General features: G+C 63.3%; 13 protein-coding genes and 1 pseudogene. 6 read left to right on the top strand and 8 right to left on the bottom strand.

The features are described 5' to 3' along the window. Window positions 1-161: 161 nt before the first annotated feature. From MB84_RS20145 to MB84_RS20165, 5 genes are all read right to left on the bottom strand, one after another. Window positions 162-554 carry a COG4315 family predicted lipoprotein gene (locus MB84_RS20145; protein WP_084009893.1) on the bottom strand — a complete coding sequence of 131 codons (393 nt, stop codon included), beginning with the start codon at window positions 552-554 and terminating at the stop codon, window positions 162-164. Window positions 555-982: 428 nt separating this feature from the next. Further along, a complete protein-coding gene (locus tag MB84_RS20150; RefSeq protein WP_425415920.1) occupies window positions 983-1,882 on the bottom strand; it encodes an ABC transporter permease in 900 nt (299 codons plus the stop codon). Window positions 1,883-1,935: 53 nt separating this feature from the next. Further along, a complete protein-coding gene (locus MB84_RS20155) occupies window positions 1,936-2,820 on the bottom strand; it encodes an ABC transporter permease (RefSeq protein WP_157122795.1) in 885 nt (294 codons plus the stop codon). Continuing rightward, the gene (locus MB84_RS20160) at window positions 2,817-3,911 is read right to left on the bottom strand and encodes an ABC transporter ATP-binding protein (RefSeq protein ID WP_046293053.1); all 1,095 of its coding nucleotides are present in this window, start codon (window positions 3,909-3,911) and stop codon (window positions 2,817-2,819) included. The genes MB84_RS20155 and MB84_RS20160 overlap by 4 nt, the downstream gene beginning before the upstream one ends. A 10-nt stretch (window positions 3,912-3,921) precedes the next feature. Then, a complete protein-coding gene (locus MB84_RS20165) occupies window positions 3,922-5,097 on the bottom strand; it encodes an extracellular solute-binding protein (RefSeq protein WP_046293054.1) in 1,176 nt (391 codons plus the stop codon). Window positions 5,098-5,404: 307 nt separating this feature from the next. On the opposite strand from MB84_RS20165, the pseudogene MB84_RS20170 reads away from it, so the two are divergent. The 3 genes and pseudogenes from MB84_RS20170 to MB84_RS20180 all read left to right on the top strand — a co-directional run bounded on the left by MB84_RS20170 (window position 5,405) and on the right by MB84_RS20180 (window position 8,975). Continuing rightward, a pseudogene (locus MB84_RS20170) lies at window positions 5,405-6,678 on the top strand (glucarate dehydratase family protein). Between the two features lie 122 nt (window positions 6,679-6,800). Beyond that, window positions 6,801-7,973, top strand: coding sequence for a porin (locus tag MB84_RS20175; protein WP_046293055.1), 1,173 nt, complete (start codon window positions 6,801-6,803; stop codon window positions 7,971-7,973). Window positions 7,974-8,228: 255 nt separating this feature from the next. Then, a complete protein-coding gene (locus tag MB84_RS20180) occupies window positions 8,229-8,975 on the top strand; it encodes a FadR/GntR family transcriptional regulator (protein ID WP_039404139.1) in 747 nt (248 codons plus the stop codon). 31 nt (window positions 8,976-9,006) lie between these two features. On the opposite strand, the gene MB84_RS30565 is transcribed toward MB84_RS20180, so the two are convergent. Then, window positions 9,007-9,150, bottom strand: a complete 144-nt coding sequence (locus MB84_RS30565; RefSeq protein ID WP_169835031.1) for a hypothetical protein — start codon at window positions 9,148-9,150, stop codon at window positions 9,007-9,009. A 79-nt stretch (window positions 9,151-9,229) separates the two neighbouring features. On the opposite strand from MB84_RS30565, the gene MB84_RS20185 reads away from it, so the two are divergent. After that, window positions 9,230-10,186 carry an alpha/beta hydrolase family protein gene (locus MB84_RS20185; RefSeq protein ID WP_245725420.1) on the top strand — a complete coding sequence of 319 codons (957 nt, stop codon included), beginning with the start codon at window positions 9,230-9,232 and terminating at the stop codon, window positions 10,184-10,186. A gap of 22 nt (window positions 10,187-10,208) precedes the next feature. Here the strand turns inward: MB84_RS20185 and MB84_RS20190 are convergent, their stop codons facing one another. Both MB84_RS20190 and MB84_RS20195 read right to left on the bottom strand, forming a co-directional pair. Further along, window positions 10,209-10,541 carry an antibiotic biosynthesis monooxygenase family protein gene (locus tag MB84_RS20190; protein WP_046293056.1) on the bottom strand — a complete coding sequence of 111 codons (333 nt, stop codon included), beginning with the start codon at window positions 10,539-10,541 and terminating at the stop codon, window positions 10,209-10,211. A gap of 129 nt (window positions 10,542-10,670) precedes the next feature. Next, on the bottom strand, window positions 10,671-11,639 hold the full coding sequence (locus tag MB84_RS20195; protein ID WP_046293057.1) for a GlxA family transcriptional regulator: 969 nt from the start codon (window positions 11,637-11,639) through the stop codon (window positions 10,671-10,673). Between the two features lie 100 nt (window positions 11,640-11,739). On the opposite strand from MB84_RS20195, the gene MB84_RS20200 reads away from it, so the two are divergent. Beyond that, window positions 11,740-12,165, top strand: a complete 426-nt coding sequence (locus MB84_RS20200; RefSeq protein ID WP_084009894.1) for an MAPEG family protein — start codon at window positions 11,740-11,742, stop codon at window positions 12,163-12,165. 33 nt (window positions 12,166-12,198) lie between these two features. Continuing rightward, the gene (locus tag MB84_RS20205) at window positions 12,199-12,888 is read left to right on the top strand and encodes a GNAT family N-acetyltransferase (protein WP_046293058.1); all 690 of its coding nucleotides are present in this window, start codon (window positions 12,199-12,201) and stop codon (window positions 12,886-12,888) included. Window positions 12,889-12,935 lie beyond the last annotated feature (47 nt).

Raw genomic sequence — 12,935 nt, forward strand, 5'->3', positions numbered from 1 at the left:
CTGTCGGCCACCCGGTCCGAAGCATCGCCAGCGAGTACCGCTGGCACCTGCCGCGAAATTATACTGAGCCGCCGCGACTTTGCATGCGCGTTCCCAGCCCGCCGATATGCCAACACGCCCGCTCCCCGTCGGAATGCCGCCAGAACGCCGTCAGCGCCCGCTCAGGGCTTGACAACGTGCCAGACGTCCTTGAAGCCGTCGCCCTTCTTGTCGCCTGCGGCCGCGTCCTTCGCGAACAGGTACAGCGGCTTGCCCTTGTAGGCCCACTGCTTCATACCGTCGTCGCGCGTGACGATGGAATAGTTGCCTTCGGCCTTGGCACCGCCATCGGCCATGACCGGCGGCCAGGCCGTCGCACATCCGCCGTTGCAAGCGCTCTTGCCGCTGCCTGCCACATCGTTGTCAAACGTATAGACGGTGCGGTTCTGCGCGTCGACGAGCACGCCGTCGGCCGTCTTGAGCGGGACTTCCGCGTGAGCCGCAGCAGCCGCAAACAGACCGGCGGCAGCCACGAGGCTGGTCAGAACAGCGGACATCGATTGACGTTGGTTCATGACTTTGGCTCCTGAGTGAAATGTCGTTGTCGACACTCTCTGAACGCTTTGCGCCGACCGCTTATTCCACACCTTTCTCAAGATATTTATTGCTGCGTCGCAGCACGCGAATAGTCGTCGCTGCGTCCGATCCGCCGCGAAGTCCGTGTGGCACAACGCATGCTCAAGCGCGTCGCCTCAACGTACCGTTGACCGCTATCGATCGCGGCCGAGCGGAATCATCGCCGTCTGCCAGGCGATTGCGCCGATGGATCGGGGGGAACGTCGCACAACGCGGCGCGGGGGGGGATGCTGGGGGAAGGATGCGGGCGCGCCCGCGCAGATATTGCAGCAACGGGCGCAGGCGCTCCCGCTGTCGGTCGACCGCTTCCGGCAGGAAGCGGCCTATGCCGACGGTAACAACGGAACCAACAAGGCAAACGCCGCGGTCACTCGCCTTTCGGCGCTTCCTTCACGCGGCTGACCAGTTGCGTGGGACTCACAAATTGCAGCGCGATGAGCACCCACAGCAGCGTGATGGCCATGTAGATCATCGCCATCGCGTCGATCGACTGCGGGGCTCGCACGCCGGTCGAGAACACCGCGTAGTAGAGCGCGACGACCAGCGTCTGCGTGTCCGGGCCAGCGGTGAAGAACGTCAGCTCGAACATGCCGATGGTGCGCACGAGCACGAGCAGCCCCGCCGCGAGAATGCCCGGCACCAGCAACGGCAACAACACGTGACGGAAGTACTTCAGCGTGTTCGCACCGAAGATACGCGCGGCGGCTTCGAGGTTCGGATCGATCTGCTCGATGAACGGCGTCATCACCAGAATCACGAACGGCAGCGACGGCACGAGATTCGCGAGAATCACGCCCGTGAGCGTGCCGCCCAGCCCGACCTTGTAAAGCACGGTCGCCATCGGAATGCCGTACGTCACCGGCGGCACCATCAGCGGCAGCAGAAACACCAGCATCGCGAGCTTCTTGCCGGGGAACTGCGCCCGGGCCAACGCATACGCTGCAGGCACCCCCAGCGCAATCGACAACAGCACGACCGCGCCCACGACTTCGACCGTCACCCACAGCACATCGGCGAGTTGAAAGTCGCGCCAGGCCTGCGCGTACCAGTGCAACGTGAAACCTTCGGGCAGCGGTGTGCCGAACCAGCGCGTGGCGAACGAGTTCATCGTGACGGTGGCGATCATCAGCGCCACGTTCACGAGGAAGAAGATCATCGTGCCCCAGACCAGCGCGCGCCACAGACGCGAACCGGGCCCTTCGCGGCGCATCTTGCGCCGGGTAATGGGTGCGGCTGCCGACTGACCGACGGGCGCCTGCGTTGTCATGAAATCTCCGTTCTGCGCGGCCAGCGTACCGGCCGGATTCTTGTCTGCGGCACTCATCCCTTGCCTCCCGTGGTCGGACCGCTATAGAACGCCCGGCGCACGCCGAGCATGCCCGCCACGATCACCAACTGCACGAACCCCATCACGATCGCCACGCACGATGCGAGCGAGTAGTCGTAGCTCTCGAACGCGGCTTCGTACGCGGCAATCGACACCACGCGCGTCGCCCCTGCGGGCACGCCGAGCAGCACCGCCGACGGGAACACCGAGAACGCCTGCACGAACGACAGGCACGCCGCCATCGTCAGCCCCGGCACCAGCAGCGGCAGATAGATCAGACGGAATTGCTGCCACGGCCCGGCACCCAGCGTACTGGCCGCGCGAGCGAGCGTCGGATCGATACCGGTCACGTACGAGAGAATCAGCAGAAACGCGAACGGGAAGCCCGAGATCACCAGCGAGATCAGCACGCCCCAGAAGTTGTGCGTGAGCCGCACTTCGTCGTGATACAGCCCCAATGCGTGCAGCGCCTGCGGAAACCAGCCGTTCGGCCCGTAGTAGGTCAGCATGCCATCCGCGATCAGCACGGTGCCAAGCGTCACGGGGACGACGAGCAGCATCGTCACGAACTTCGACGCCCGCGTGCTCTTGCGCAACGCGAACGCCGCCGGGATCGATGCCCCCACGTTGATCAGCGTGGCAGGCACGGCGAGCTTGAGCGTGATGAGCACCGTCGGCCACAGCGTCGGCTCGGTGAAGAACTTCAGATAGTTCGCGAATACGCCCCCGCCCTCCATCGGTTGAAACGAGAGGAACAAACCGTACGCGAACGGATACACGAACATCGCGATCAGGCACACGAGTGCAGGCGCGACGAGCCAGCCGCGCCCGTCGGCGCGCGCTGCCGGTGTCATCGATACGGAAGCGGCGGCACTCATGCGCGTTCCCCGGCGTAGACGAGTGTGCGCTCGGCCGGTACGCGCAGCGGCACGCGCTCGCCGACGGCGTAGTCGCCCGGCAAACGCGCGTACAGCTGACCGAACGGCGACGCCACGCGCAGCAGCGAATCGCGACCGCCGTACTCCACCGTCTCGACCACGACTTCGAAGGCGTTGTCGTTGGCGGCCGGTGCGCGTTCGAAATCGTCGGGACGAATCGCCACGGAAACCCGCCCCTCGACCTTGCCACCGCTGGCCGGCGGCTCCATGAGCACGCCGTCGAACGACGCCCCGCCGCACGACACGCGAGCATGCTCGCCCTGTGCCGACGTGATCGACACGTCGAGCACATTGCGATAGCCCATGAAGCGCGCCACGTGCAGATTGCGCGGGCGACCATATACGTCGCGCGGGGCACCGATCTGCTGCACCACGCCCTCTTTCATCACGACGATGCGGTCGGCCATCGAGAGCGCTTCGTCCTGATCGTGCGTGACGTAAATCGTCGCGCGGCCGAGCTTGCCGTGAATGCGGCGGATTTCGGCGCGCATCTCGATACGCAGCTTCGCATCGAGGTTCGACAGCGGTTCGTCCATGAGCACCACCGGCGGCTCGATCACGATGGCGCGCGCAATCGCAACACGTTGCTGCTGACCGCCCGACAACTGCCCTGGCAACTTGCGCTCATGCCCGACGAGTTGCACGAGCTGCAACGCCTCGCGGGCGCGCTTCTCGATCTCGGCGCGCGGCACGCCGCGCATCCGAAGTCCGAAGCCCACGTTATCGAGCACGCTCATGTGCGGGAACAGCGCGTAGTTCTGGAACACCATGCCGAAGCCACGCTTCTCGCTGGGCAGCACGTCGATGCGCTCGTCGTCCAGCCAGATCGCGCCGCCCGTGAGCGGCGTGAGTCCGGCAATGCAGTTGAGCGCCGTCGACTTGCCGCAGCCCGAAGGCCCCAGCAGCGCGATGAACTCCCCGCGCTCGATGGTCAGATCGAGGCCGTTCAACGCGGCCACCGACTGCCCCTCGGCGTTGGTGAAGCTGCGCGCCACGTGGTCGAGGCGCAATTGCTGAAAGTTGTGCTTCATGACGCAACCCTTATTTCGACTTCAGCGAACCGATTTCGGCATCCCACTTCTGGAATGCGGCCACCATCGCCGTCGCATCGAGCGGCACGGCGTGCGGGAAATCGGCGATGAGCTTCGCGTATTCCGGACGGCCGTACTTCGCGATCGTTTCCTGGCTCTTCGCCGGGGCGGCGGACAGCGGTACGTCCTTCACCGCCGGGCCCGGATAGAAGTAGCCGTCGTCATACGTGAGCGCCTGCTGGGCAGGTTCGAGCATGAAGTTGATCAGCTTGAGGATCACCTCCATCTTCTCTTTCGCCACGCCCTTGGGCACGACCATGTAATGCGCGTCGTTGACCCACGTGAACTTGTCGAACGACTGAATCCTGAACGTCGCGGGCACGATGCCCAGCGCGCGCGGATTGATGTCCCAGCCGGTGACGGTGAGCGTCATGTCGCGGCTGCCTTCGCCCAACTCCTTCATCACCGCCGACGTGCCGCCCGGGTAGTACGGAATGCACGAATCGAGTTCCTTCAGGAATGCCCACGTCTTGTCCCATCCCTTGATCGGGTCGTGCGGATCCTTGTCGCCGAGCAGATACGGCAGGCCCATCAGGAAGGTGCGGCCCGGGCCCGAGTTGGCCGGACGCGCGTAAATCAACTTGCCCGGATTTGCTTTGCACCAGGAGAGCAGTTCGGCAGGCGTCTTGGGCGGGTTCGTGACCTTGGCCGGGTTGTATTCGACGAGCGGCCCAGCCGGCATGAACGTGACGGTCAGGCCGTAGCCCTTTGACAGCTCCTGCATCGCGCGCACGTTCGGAGCGTACTTGTCGAGCACGCCCGGCAGCTTCGCGCTGTAGTCGGGCAGCAGACGTTGCCAGAGATTTTGCTGGATGCCAGCGGCGAGAGCGTCGGTCCCCGTCAGCACGATATCGATGTCCGAGCGACCGGCGGCCTGCATGGCCTTGATCTTGCCCGGCAGTTGCGGCGCGGGCGCATTCGTGAAGGTGATCCTGGAGACGAGATCCGGGTACTTGTCACGGAAAGCCTCGAAACCCTTTTGTGTGAGCGCGAGATTGCCGGCCACGTCGACGATGTTCAGCGCCACCGGTGCAGCGGCTGCCGTGCTTGCGATGCTTCCCAGAACGGCGGCACATGCCACCGCACCGAGCGTGCGTTGCCAGAATCCCCTGCGACTGAAGCTCATGCTGTCTCCTTTGGTTAAATTTCTCGTAAGTCATCATATGACTTGAATATCCAATTTGCAATTGGGAGACATGCCCAAATACCTCAGAGGTTTCCCTTATAAATCGAGAAACCCTTGTCCTCACAGGCTTTAAACGTCGATTTCATCAGGATGCCGAGCATTTCGTCAGGGGTTTCACCGATGGAGACACGGCCATTGCGTCACCTAAATTACGGCCAGTCATACGATGACGTAAAAGTTTCACAAACCGCGAGATAAGCGTCACCAAAGACACCCCGTTCCTCGTGGAGACCAAGGAAAAGTTGCCGTGAAAATCCAGCGCATCACGATCACCCCGATTGCCTTTCGCGACCCGCCGCTGCTCAACGCGGCGGTATTCACGAACCGTATGCCCTGCGCTCGATCATCGAAATCGAGACGGATAACGGGCATGTCGGACTGGGCGAAACCTATGGCGACGCACCGGTCCTCGCCTTGCTCGAAAATGCACGCCCGCTGCTGATCGGCATGGATCCGTTCGACACGAACGGGCTGCGCGAGCGAGTCGCGGCTGTGGTGCGTCAGGGCGTTCGTGGCGAGCGCGTGGAATACGAACTCGCACCGGGCACCGACCCGCGCAAGGACACTGAGAAGCTCTACTCCGCGTTCGAAGTCCCGTTTCTGGATTTGCAGGCGCGGCATCTGGGGATACCGCTCGTCGAACTGCTCGGCGGTGCGGTGCGTCAGGAAGTGCAGTACAGCGCGTACCTGTTCTTCAAGTACGCGCAACACATCGATTCGCCGTACGCGCCGGATAGCTGGGGCGAGACGTTGAACGCCGAGCAACTCGTCGCTCAAGCGCGCTTCATGATCGACACGTACGGGTTCGGCAGCATAAAGCTCAAGGCCGGGGTGCTGGAACCGGCCGAAGAAGTGAAATGCCTGAAGGCCCTCAAGCGCGCCTTCCCGGACAAGCCGCTGCGCATCGATCCGAACGGCAACTGGTCGCTCCCGACCGCCATTGCGATGGGACGCGAACTGGCGGGCGATCTCGAATACTACGAAGATCCCACGCCCACGCTCGAGGGCATGGCGGAACTGCATCGTGCGACGGGCATGCCGCTCGCCACGAACATGGTCGTCACCGACCTGCGGCAGTTCCGCGAGAACGTGCGCCTGAACGGCGCGCAGATCATCCTCTCCGATCACCACTACTGGGGCGGACTGCGCGACACGCAATTGCTCGCGCGCATGTGCGAGACGTTCGACATCGGTCTGTCGATGCACTCGAACTCGCACCTCGGCATCAGCCTCATGGCGATGACGCATCTGGCGGCGAGCGTGCCGCGTCTGTCCTACGCCTGCGATACGCACTACCCGTGGCAGGAAGCCGACGAGGAAGTCGTGCGCGGCGGCAAGATCGCGATTCGTAATGGTGCGGTCGCCGTCACGAAGGCTCCCGGACTCGGACTCGACATCGATCAGGACCAACTGGCGAAGCTCCACGAGCAATACCTGCGCTGCGGCCTGCGCACGCGCAACGACGCGGTGCAGATGCGCAAATACCGCCCCGACTGGAGCGGCAAGGCACCGCGTTTTTAAGCGTTTGTGCACGCCCACGTCCACCCGACAGAACACCACGGCAGCACCACAAAAGCAGCACCCGCAACACACAAAAACGAAGTACGCGAAGTCCAAGAAAACACATCACAAGAGGAGAAGTCGTGAGACATTCGAAACTGTTTGCCGGGCTCGTATTGGCCGGTCTCGCCGCCAGCGCAATCCCGGCGTTCGCACAGTCGAACGTGACGCTGTACGGGATCGTCGACGATGCACTGACCTACAGCAGCAACCAGAACGGCAAGTCGAACACCTATCTGCGCAACGGCAACCTCGCGGGTAGCCGCTGGGGCTTGCGCGGCACGGAAGATCTGGGCGGGGGCACCAGCGCACTCTTCCAGCTGGAAAACGGCTTTGACGTGAACAACGGCGCATTCAGTTCGTCGGGCGTGATGTTCAACCGTCAGGCCTTCGTCGGTGTGAAGAACGCGCAGGCCGGCACGCTCACCATCGGCCGTCAGTACTCACCGTACTACCTGATGGTCGGCACGATCGGTCCCGTCGCGTACGTCACGGGCGCGACCGGCGCGCACCCGGGCGATATCGACGGCCTCGACACGACCATCCGCATCAACAACTCGGTGACGTACACGTCGCCGGTTCTGTGGGGCGTGACGGCCAGCGTTCAGTACGGCTTCGGCGGTCAGGCCGGTGCGATGGGCAAGGGCAACACGTTCTCCGGTGCGTTGCGTTACGACGGCGGTCCGCTGTCGTTGGCGGCGGGCTACTTGCGTCTAAACAACATCGGCGGGGGCACGACGTGGAACGGCGCGTCCACCGGTGTGCCGGGCACGTCGGCCGTCAATCAGGGCTATGTCACCGCCGACTCGCTGCAACACATTGCAGTGGCGGGTATTTACACGCTCGGCAGCCTGACGCTGGGTGCGAGCTACAGTAACGTGCAGTACAAGCCGGGCGCAGCATCGCTCTTCCACGACAGCGCGATCTTCAACACGGCGGGCGTGCATGCGTCGTGGATCGTCGCACCGCAGTGGCGTCTGGCGGCGGCGTACAGCTACACCGCCGCGTCGAAGGCGAACGGCATCACCGACGCCGCGACCTACCATCAGGTGTCGCTCGCGCAGGTGTACTCGCTCTCGAAGCGCACGTCGCTGTATGCGCTCGAAGCGTGGCAACACGCCAACGGCAAGTCGATCTCGGCGAACGGCGTGAGCATCATCAACGCAGGTCCGGTCGTGGGCGACTCGCAGAACAGCACGCCGTCGGCGACGAGTTCGCAGTTCGTCGGCATGCTCGGCATCCGCGTCGATTTCTGATGCGCGTTCCTAAGGTGTAACGCCGTTCGGGCCGACGCTGTGCGCGTGCCGGTCCGGAGGGCAGCAAGTGCTGGAGAGTGGTCGCGAGAAGTCGCACAACGCAGTCTTTTCGGCCGTCAGTGCCCGGTAGCGTCTGGGCTGTGGCATTGGCGGTCGATTCTTATCGGTTGTCGTATGTATGCGACGGTCGATAAGGTAAACTGGGGGCGTTTTTGCCATTCATCGTCACCCACAATTCCAACCGACGCCATGTCCATGACCAGCCCGTTGCCCGCACGTCCTCGCCGCAAGTCTCGCAGCCTCACGGAGGAGGTGGTGAGTGCCTTGTCCGAGCAGATTCGCGCCGGTACGTTCCGTCCGGGCGACAAGCTGCCGACCGAGTCGGCGATCATGGAAAGTCTGGGGGTGAGCCGCACGGTGGTGCGCGAAGCGATTTCGCGGCTGCAGGCGGCACAACTGGTGGAGACGCGTCACGGCATCGGCACCTTCGTGCTCGAAGCCCCGCGTGAGAATGCGTTGCAGGTCGACACGAACAGCATTCTGACGATGCTCGACGTGATGGCGATTCTGGAGCTGCGCATCTCGCTCGAGACGGAAGCGGCAGGTCTGGCGGCGAACCGTCGCACGGACGCGCAACTCAAGGCCATGCGTCAGGCGCTGGACGACTTCGAGATGCACGTGCGCCAGCGCACCGGCAACGCCGTGACGGCCGACGTCGCCTTCCACCTGCAAGTGGCGAGCGCGACCGGCAACCGCTATTTCCACGACATCCTCGAACAACTCGGCAACACGATCATTCCGCGTACGCGCGTGAACTCGGCAGCGCTTGCCGACGACGATCAGGTGTCGTATCTCAATCGCGTGAATCGCGAACACGAGGACATCTACAACGCGATTTCGCGACGCGACCCGGAAGCCGCACGCGCCGCCATGCGCACGCACCTCACGAACAGCCGCGAGCGTCTGCGCCGCGCGCAAGAGTCGGCGGGCACGCAGAACTAAGCGCTATTGCGCAGGACCGGCACACCGGTCGTCAATAGAGGTCGCCGCGCACCGCGCGGTAGTACCCCGCATCGATCTCGCTGGCGCGGGCAGGGTCCATCCCGGTGAGCGCCGCCTTCATATCTCCCATCGACGGTACGACATCCTCAGCCGTTCGAATGAGTGTCGCTGTCACACGGCGCGAAGTACGATAGCGTCGGCTTGTCAGTCCACCTGGCGCATCCCACGTAACCGTCCTCACGATCGTCCCTCACATGACACGCTTCGCTGCATGCGCGCTCAAGCGCACCGGTTCGCTCTGCGCCACGGCGCTGACTGCTCTGCTCGTCTCGATGCCGACGTCGTTCGCGGCGATGGGCGACTCCCCCGCATCGCCTACGAGCGCCACTGCGTCGCAGACGGACGTCAAGCCCGAAATCGTGGGCATCGTCGTGCCCGGGGCGAGTACCTTCGGTGGCGACATCGCCATGCATACGGAAGTCTACAAACCGGCGGGCAACGGCCCGTTCCCCGTGCTGATCTTCGAGCACGGACGTTCGGGGGATCCGCTGGTTCGCGCGAAGCTCGATGCGCCGATTCTCAAGGGTCACGTGCGGTTCTGGCTGGCGCGGGGATTCGCCATCGTCGCACCGATTCGCGTCGGGTATGGTCTGACGGGCGGGCCGGATCGCGAGAACTCCGGTTCGTCGTTCAAGAACGGGCAATGCGTGCGACGTCCCGACTTCGGGAAGCTCGCGAAGGTCACGGCCGAAGCGAACCTCGCGGCGTTGAAGTGGGTGCAGGCGCAGCCCTGGGCGGACACGAATCGTGTGGTGCTGGAGGGCCGCTCGGTCGGCGGCTTCACGACCGTCTCCACGGCAGCGACGAATCCGCCGGGCGTCGTCGGTTACATCAACTTCTCCGGCGGCGCAGGCGGCTCACCGGAGTTGTCACCGCAACACAGCTGCGATCCCGAGCAGATGGAAACGGTCTACGGCGACTTCGGCAAGACGACGAAAATCCCGGGGCTCTGGCTGTACGCGCACAACGACCAGTACTGGGGACCGGACGCGCCGAAACAATGGTTCGACGCCTTCGCCGCGTCGGGCAGTCCGGCGAAGTTCGTCCACACGGAGGATGTCGTCGGGCACGACGGTCACATGCTGCTCACTTACGGCGGCAAGATGTGGTCGGAGCCGGTGAACGAATTCCTCAAACAGATCGGGTTCTGAGCTTCGCGCAGACGGGTTTTCGTTACGTCGTTGCCGGTGCGGCAAGCACGTGCGGCAGTTTCCCGTCGCCATAAGTGCGCAGCACTTGCGAGATGACGACCTGATAGCCGTTGAGCCAGTTCGCCTGCGCCGCCTTGGCTTCCAGATGCGCAGGATGCCGAATCAATTGATCGAGCGCTTCGAGCGACGCCCAGTAGTACACGTTCGAGACCTGCCCCGTGGTCGGGTTCTCCCACGCCTCCTCGCCGAGATAGCCCGGAATGCTGCGTGCTGCTTGCGCGATGGTCTGGTCGAGACGGTGAAACGCGTCGTCGAACGACTTCGCGGCGAAGATAAACGTGGAGGCGTAGGTCATAGCGTGCGGCGGTAAGAGGCGGTACCCGGCAGGCGGGGCGGCCGCAGTTGTTCAGGCGACGTGATTCTCAAGCATTCCCGGCGCAGTGTCCATAACGCACCGAGTCCCCCATGCGAAGGTGCACTCACATCAATCGCTGCGAAGCTCCTTCACGGTGCGACCGAGCTTGCGTCTGAGCAGGTTGCGCAGCGTGGAGGCATCCGCATAGCCGACCTCTGTCGCGACGGTGTCGAGATCGCAACCGTTCGACACCAGTTGTCTCGCTCGCTGAATGCGCAGATCCTGGAAGAACGCCAGCGGCGACTTGCCGAGCACCTGCTCCATACGACGTTGCAACGTTCGCACATGCACATGCAATGCCTGCGCGGCACTCTCCAGCGAGAAGCCCTGCGACATATGTTCGCGCGCCCATCGCTCGAAGCGTTCGACGAGTGGATCGGCGTGCGCGAGAAAGTCCGGGATGATGTACTGCGCCTGCGACGAGCGGTTGTCGATCAGCAGGAATCGCGCGACGTGCGACGCCAGCTCGGGGCTGGCCTGCCGTACGAACCAGAGCGCGAGGTCGAGGTGCCCCATCGCCGCACCGGCCGTCACCCGCCCGTTCGACTCCACGACCATTCGCGAATCGCTCAGCTTCACCGTCGGATATCGCTCGCGAAACAGCGGTGCGAGCGACCATGTCGTCGTCGCTTCCTCGCCGTCGAGCAAGCCGCTGTCGGCCACCACGAACGTGCCGATACAGGCTGCCGCGATGCCGATGCCCCGCTCGTGCCAAGTGCGCAGATAGGACTTGGCATCTTCCACGTCGCGCCTCGCTAGCGCCGGTACGAGGACGTCCGGCAGCTTGGCGTTCAGCGCCGGCACGACCACCCAGTCGGGCAATTGCGTCGAGTGCTCGACGTCGCGCGCCGGTTCGACGGCCATCGTCATCCCCTGTGCAGTCTTGATGCGCGACTTCGTGCCGACGACAGTCACGTCAAACGGCGCCACATCGGCCCCGCGCAGCATGGCGAGTTCGTTGGCCGTGCAGAGTGTGTCGAGGATGGCCGTGAGGCCGGTATCGAACGCACCATCCAGCGCAAAAACGCAAATCCTCATGTCGCAAATGACTTTAATATTGTCATTTGCGACTATATTCCTGTCGTCCCCGGATGTCTAGAATTGCCTCATATTCAATGACTTCCAATAAGGGGACACCGTGAAGCTCACAGCGGAACTGTATTACCTCACCCTCGTGGCATTGCTGACGGCGGCCATGTGGATTCCCTACATTCTGGCCGGGATCGTACTGCGCGAACCGATGCGCGCGATGGCCAATCCGGTGCCGGAAGTTGCCGGACAGACGTCCGAGGCAGCGCCGCCCGCATGGATGCAACGCGCCAAACGAGCGCACGCCAACGCAGTGGAAAACCTCGCTGTCTTTGCGCCGCTCGTATTAATTGCCGCACTGGCCGGAATTTCGACGCCCGCCACGGTTTTCGCCGCCAAGCTGTATCTGATCGCACGCATCGTGCATTACGTCGTTTATGTCGCCGGTATTCCGGTCGTGCGCACGCTCGCCTTTCTTGTTGGATTCGGTGCGACGGTATCGATCGCAACGGCGATTCTCGGGCACGCGGTTTAAATCAGCCTTACGGCATCGGCAAGGGAAACGCTCATGGAACATCCGAATCATCACCGTCTCGACAATCCGACGTGGAATGCACTGGTGACGAAGCAATCCCCTCTCGCGCAAGGGACTGAATTGGCACGGCGATACGAAGCCGACGTGGCGCCGTTTGCTGGCGTGGCGAATACGACCCAGGCGGCGTTTCATGCGCTGGCATCGCTCATTGCGCAAGGTGGCTTTGTGTTTCTGCCGTCGCTGGAAGCGTTGCCGCCGATGGACGGCATTCATCACGATCACGTGTTTTCCGTGATTCAGATGGTGGATGCAGGCAATGTCGACGCGCTTAACGAAGAAGGGGTCGTGCAACTCGGTGCGAGCGATGTCCCGGAGATGATCGCGCTCACGCAGCGCACGCGTCCCGGGCCGTTCGGCAAGCGCACGATCGAGATGGGCAACTACATTGGGATTCGTGCCGACGGCGAGTTGATTGCGATGGCGGGCGAGCGCATGCGTCTGGACGGCTACGTGGAAATCAGCGCGGTCTGTGTGGATGAGCGCCATCGCGGCCAATGGCTCGCGGGACGCCTGATGAACATCCTGCGCAAGCAAATCCGCGCGCGCGGCGATACCCCATTCCTTCACGTAAAAGACGACAACGAAACCGCTATCGCGCTTTACAAGCGTATGGGATTCGAAACGCGTCAGACGTTTATGATGAATCGGGTGGCGCTGGCCTGAGCGTCAGGCGTTCGGTGGCCGATTCGCTTATTCGCCCATTTGTCCGG

It is taken from the genome of Pandoraea oxalativorans (assembly GCF_000972785.3).
GTDB lineage: Bacteria > Pseudomonadota > Gammaproteobacteria > Burkholderiales > Burkholderiaceae > Pandoraea > Pandoraea oxalativorans.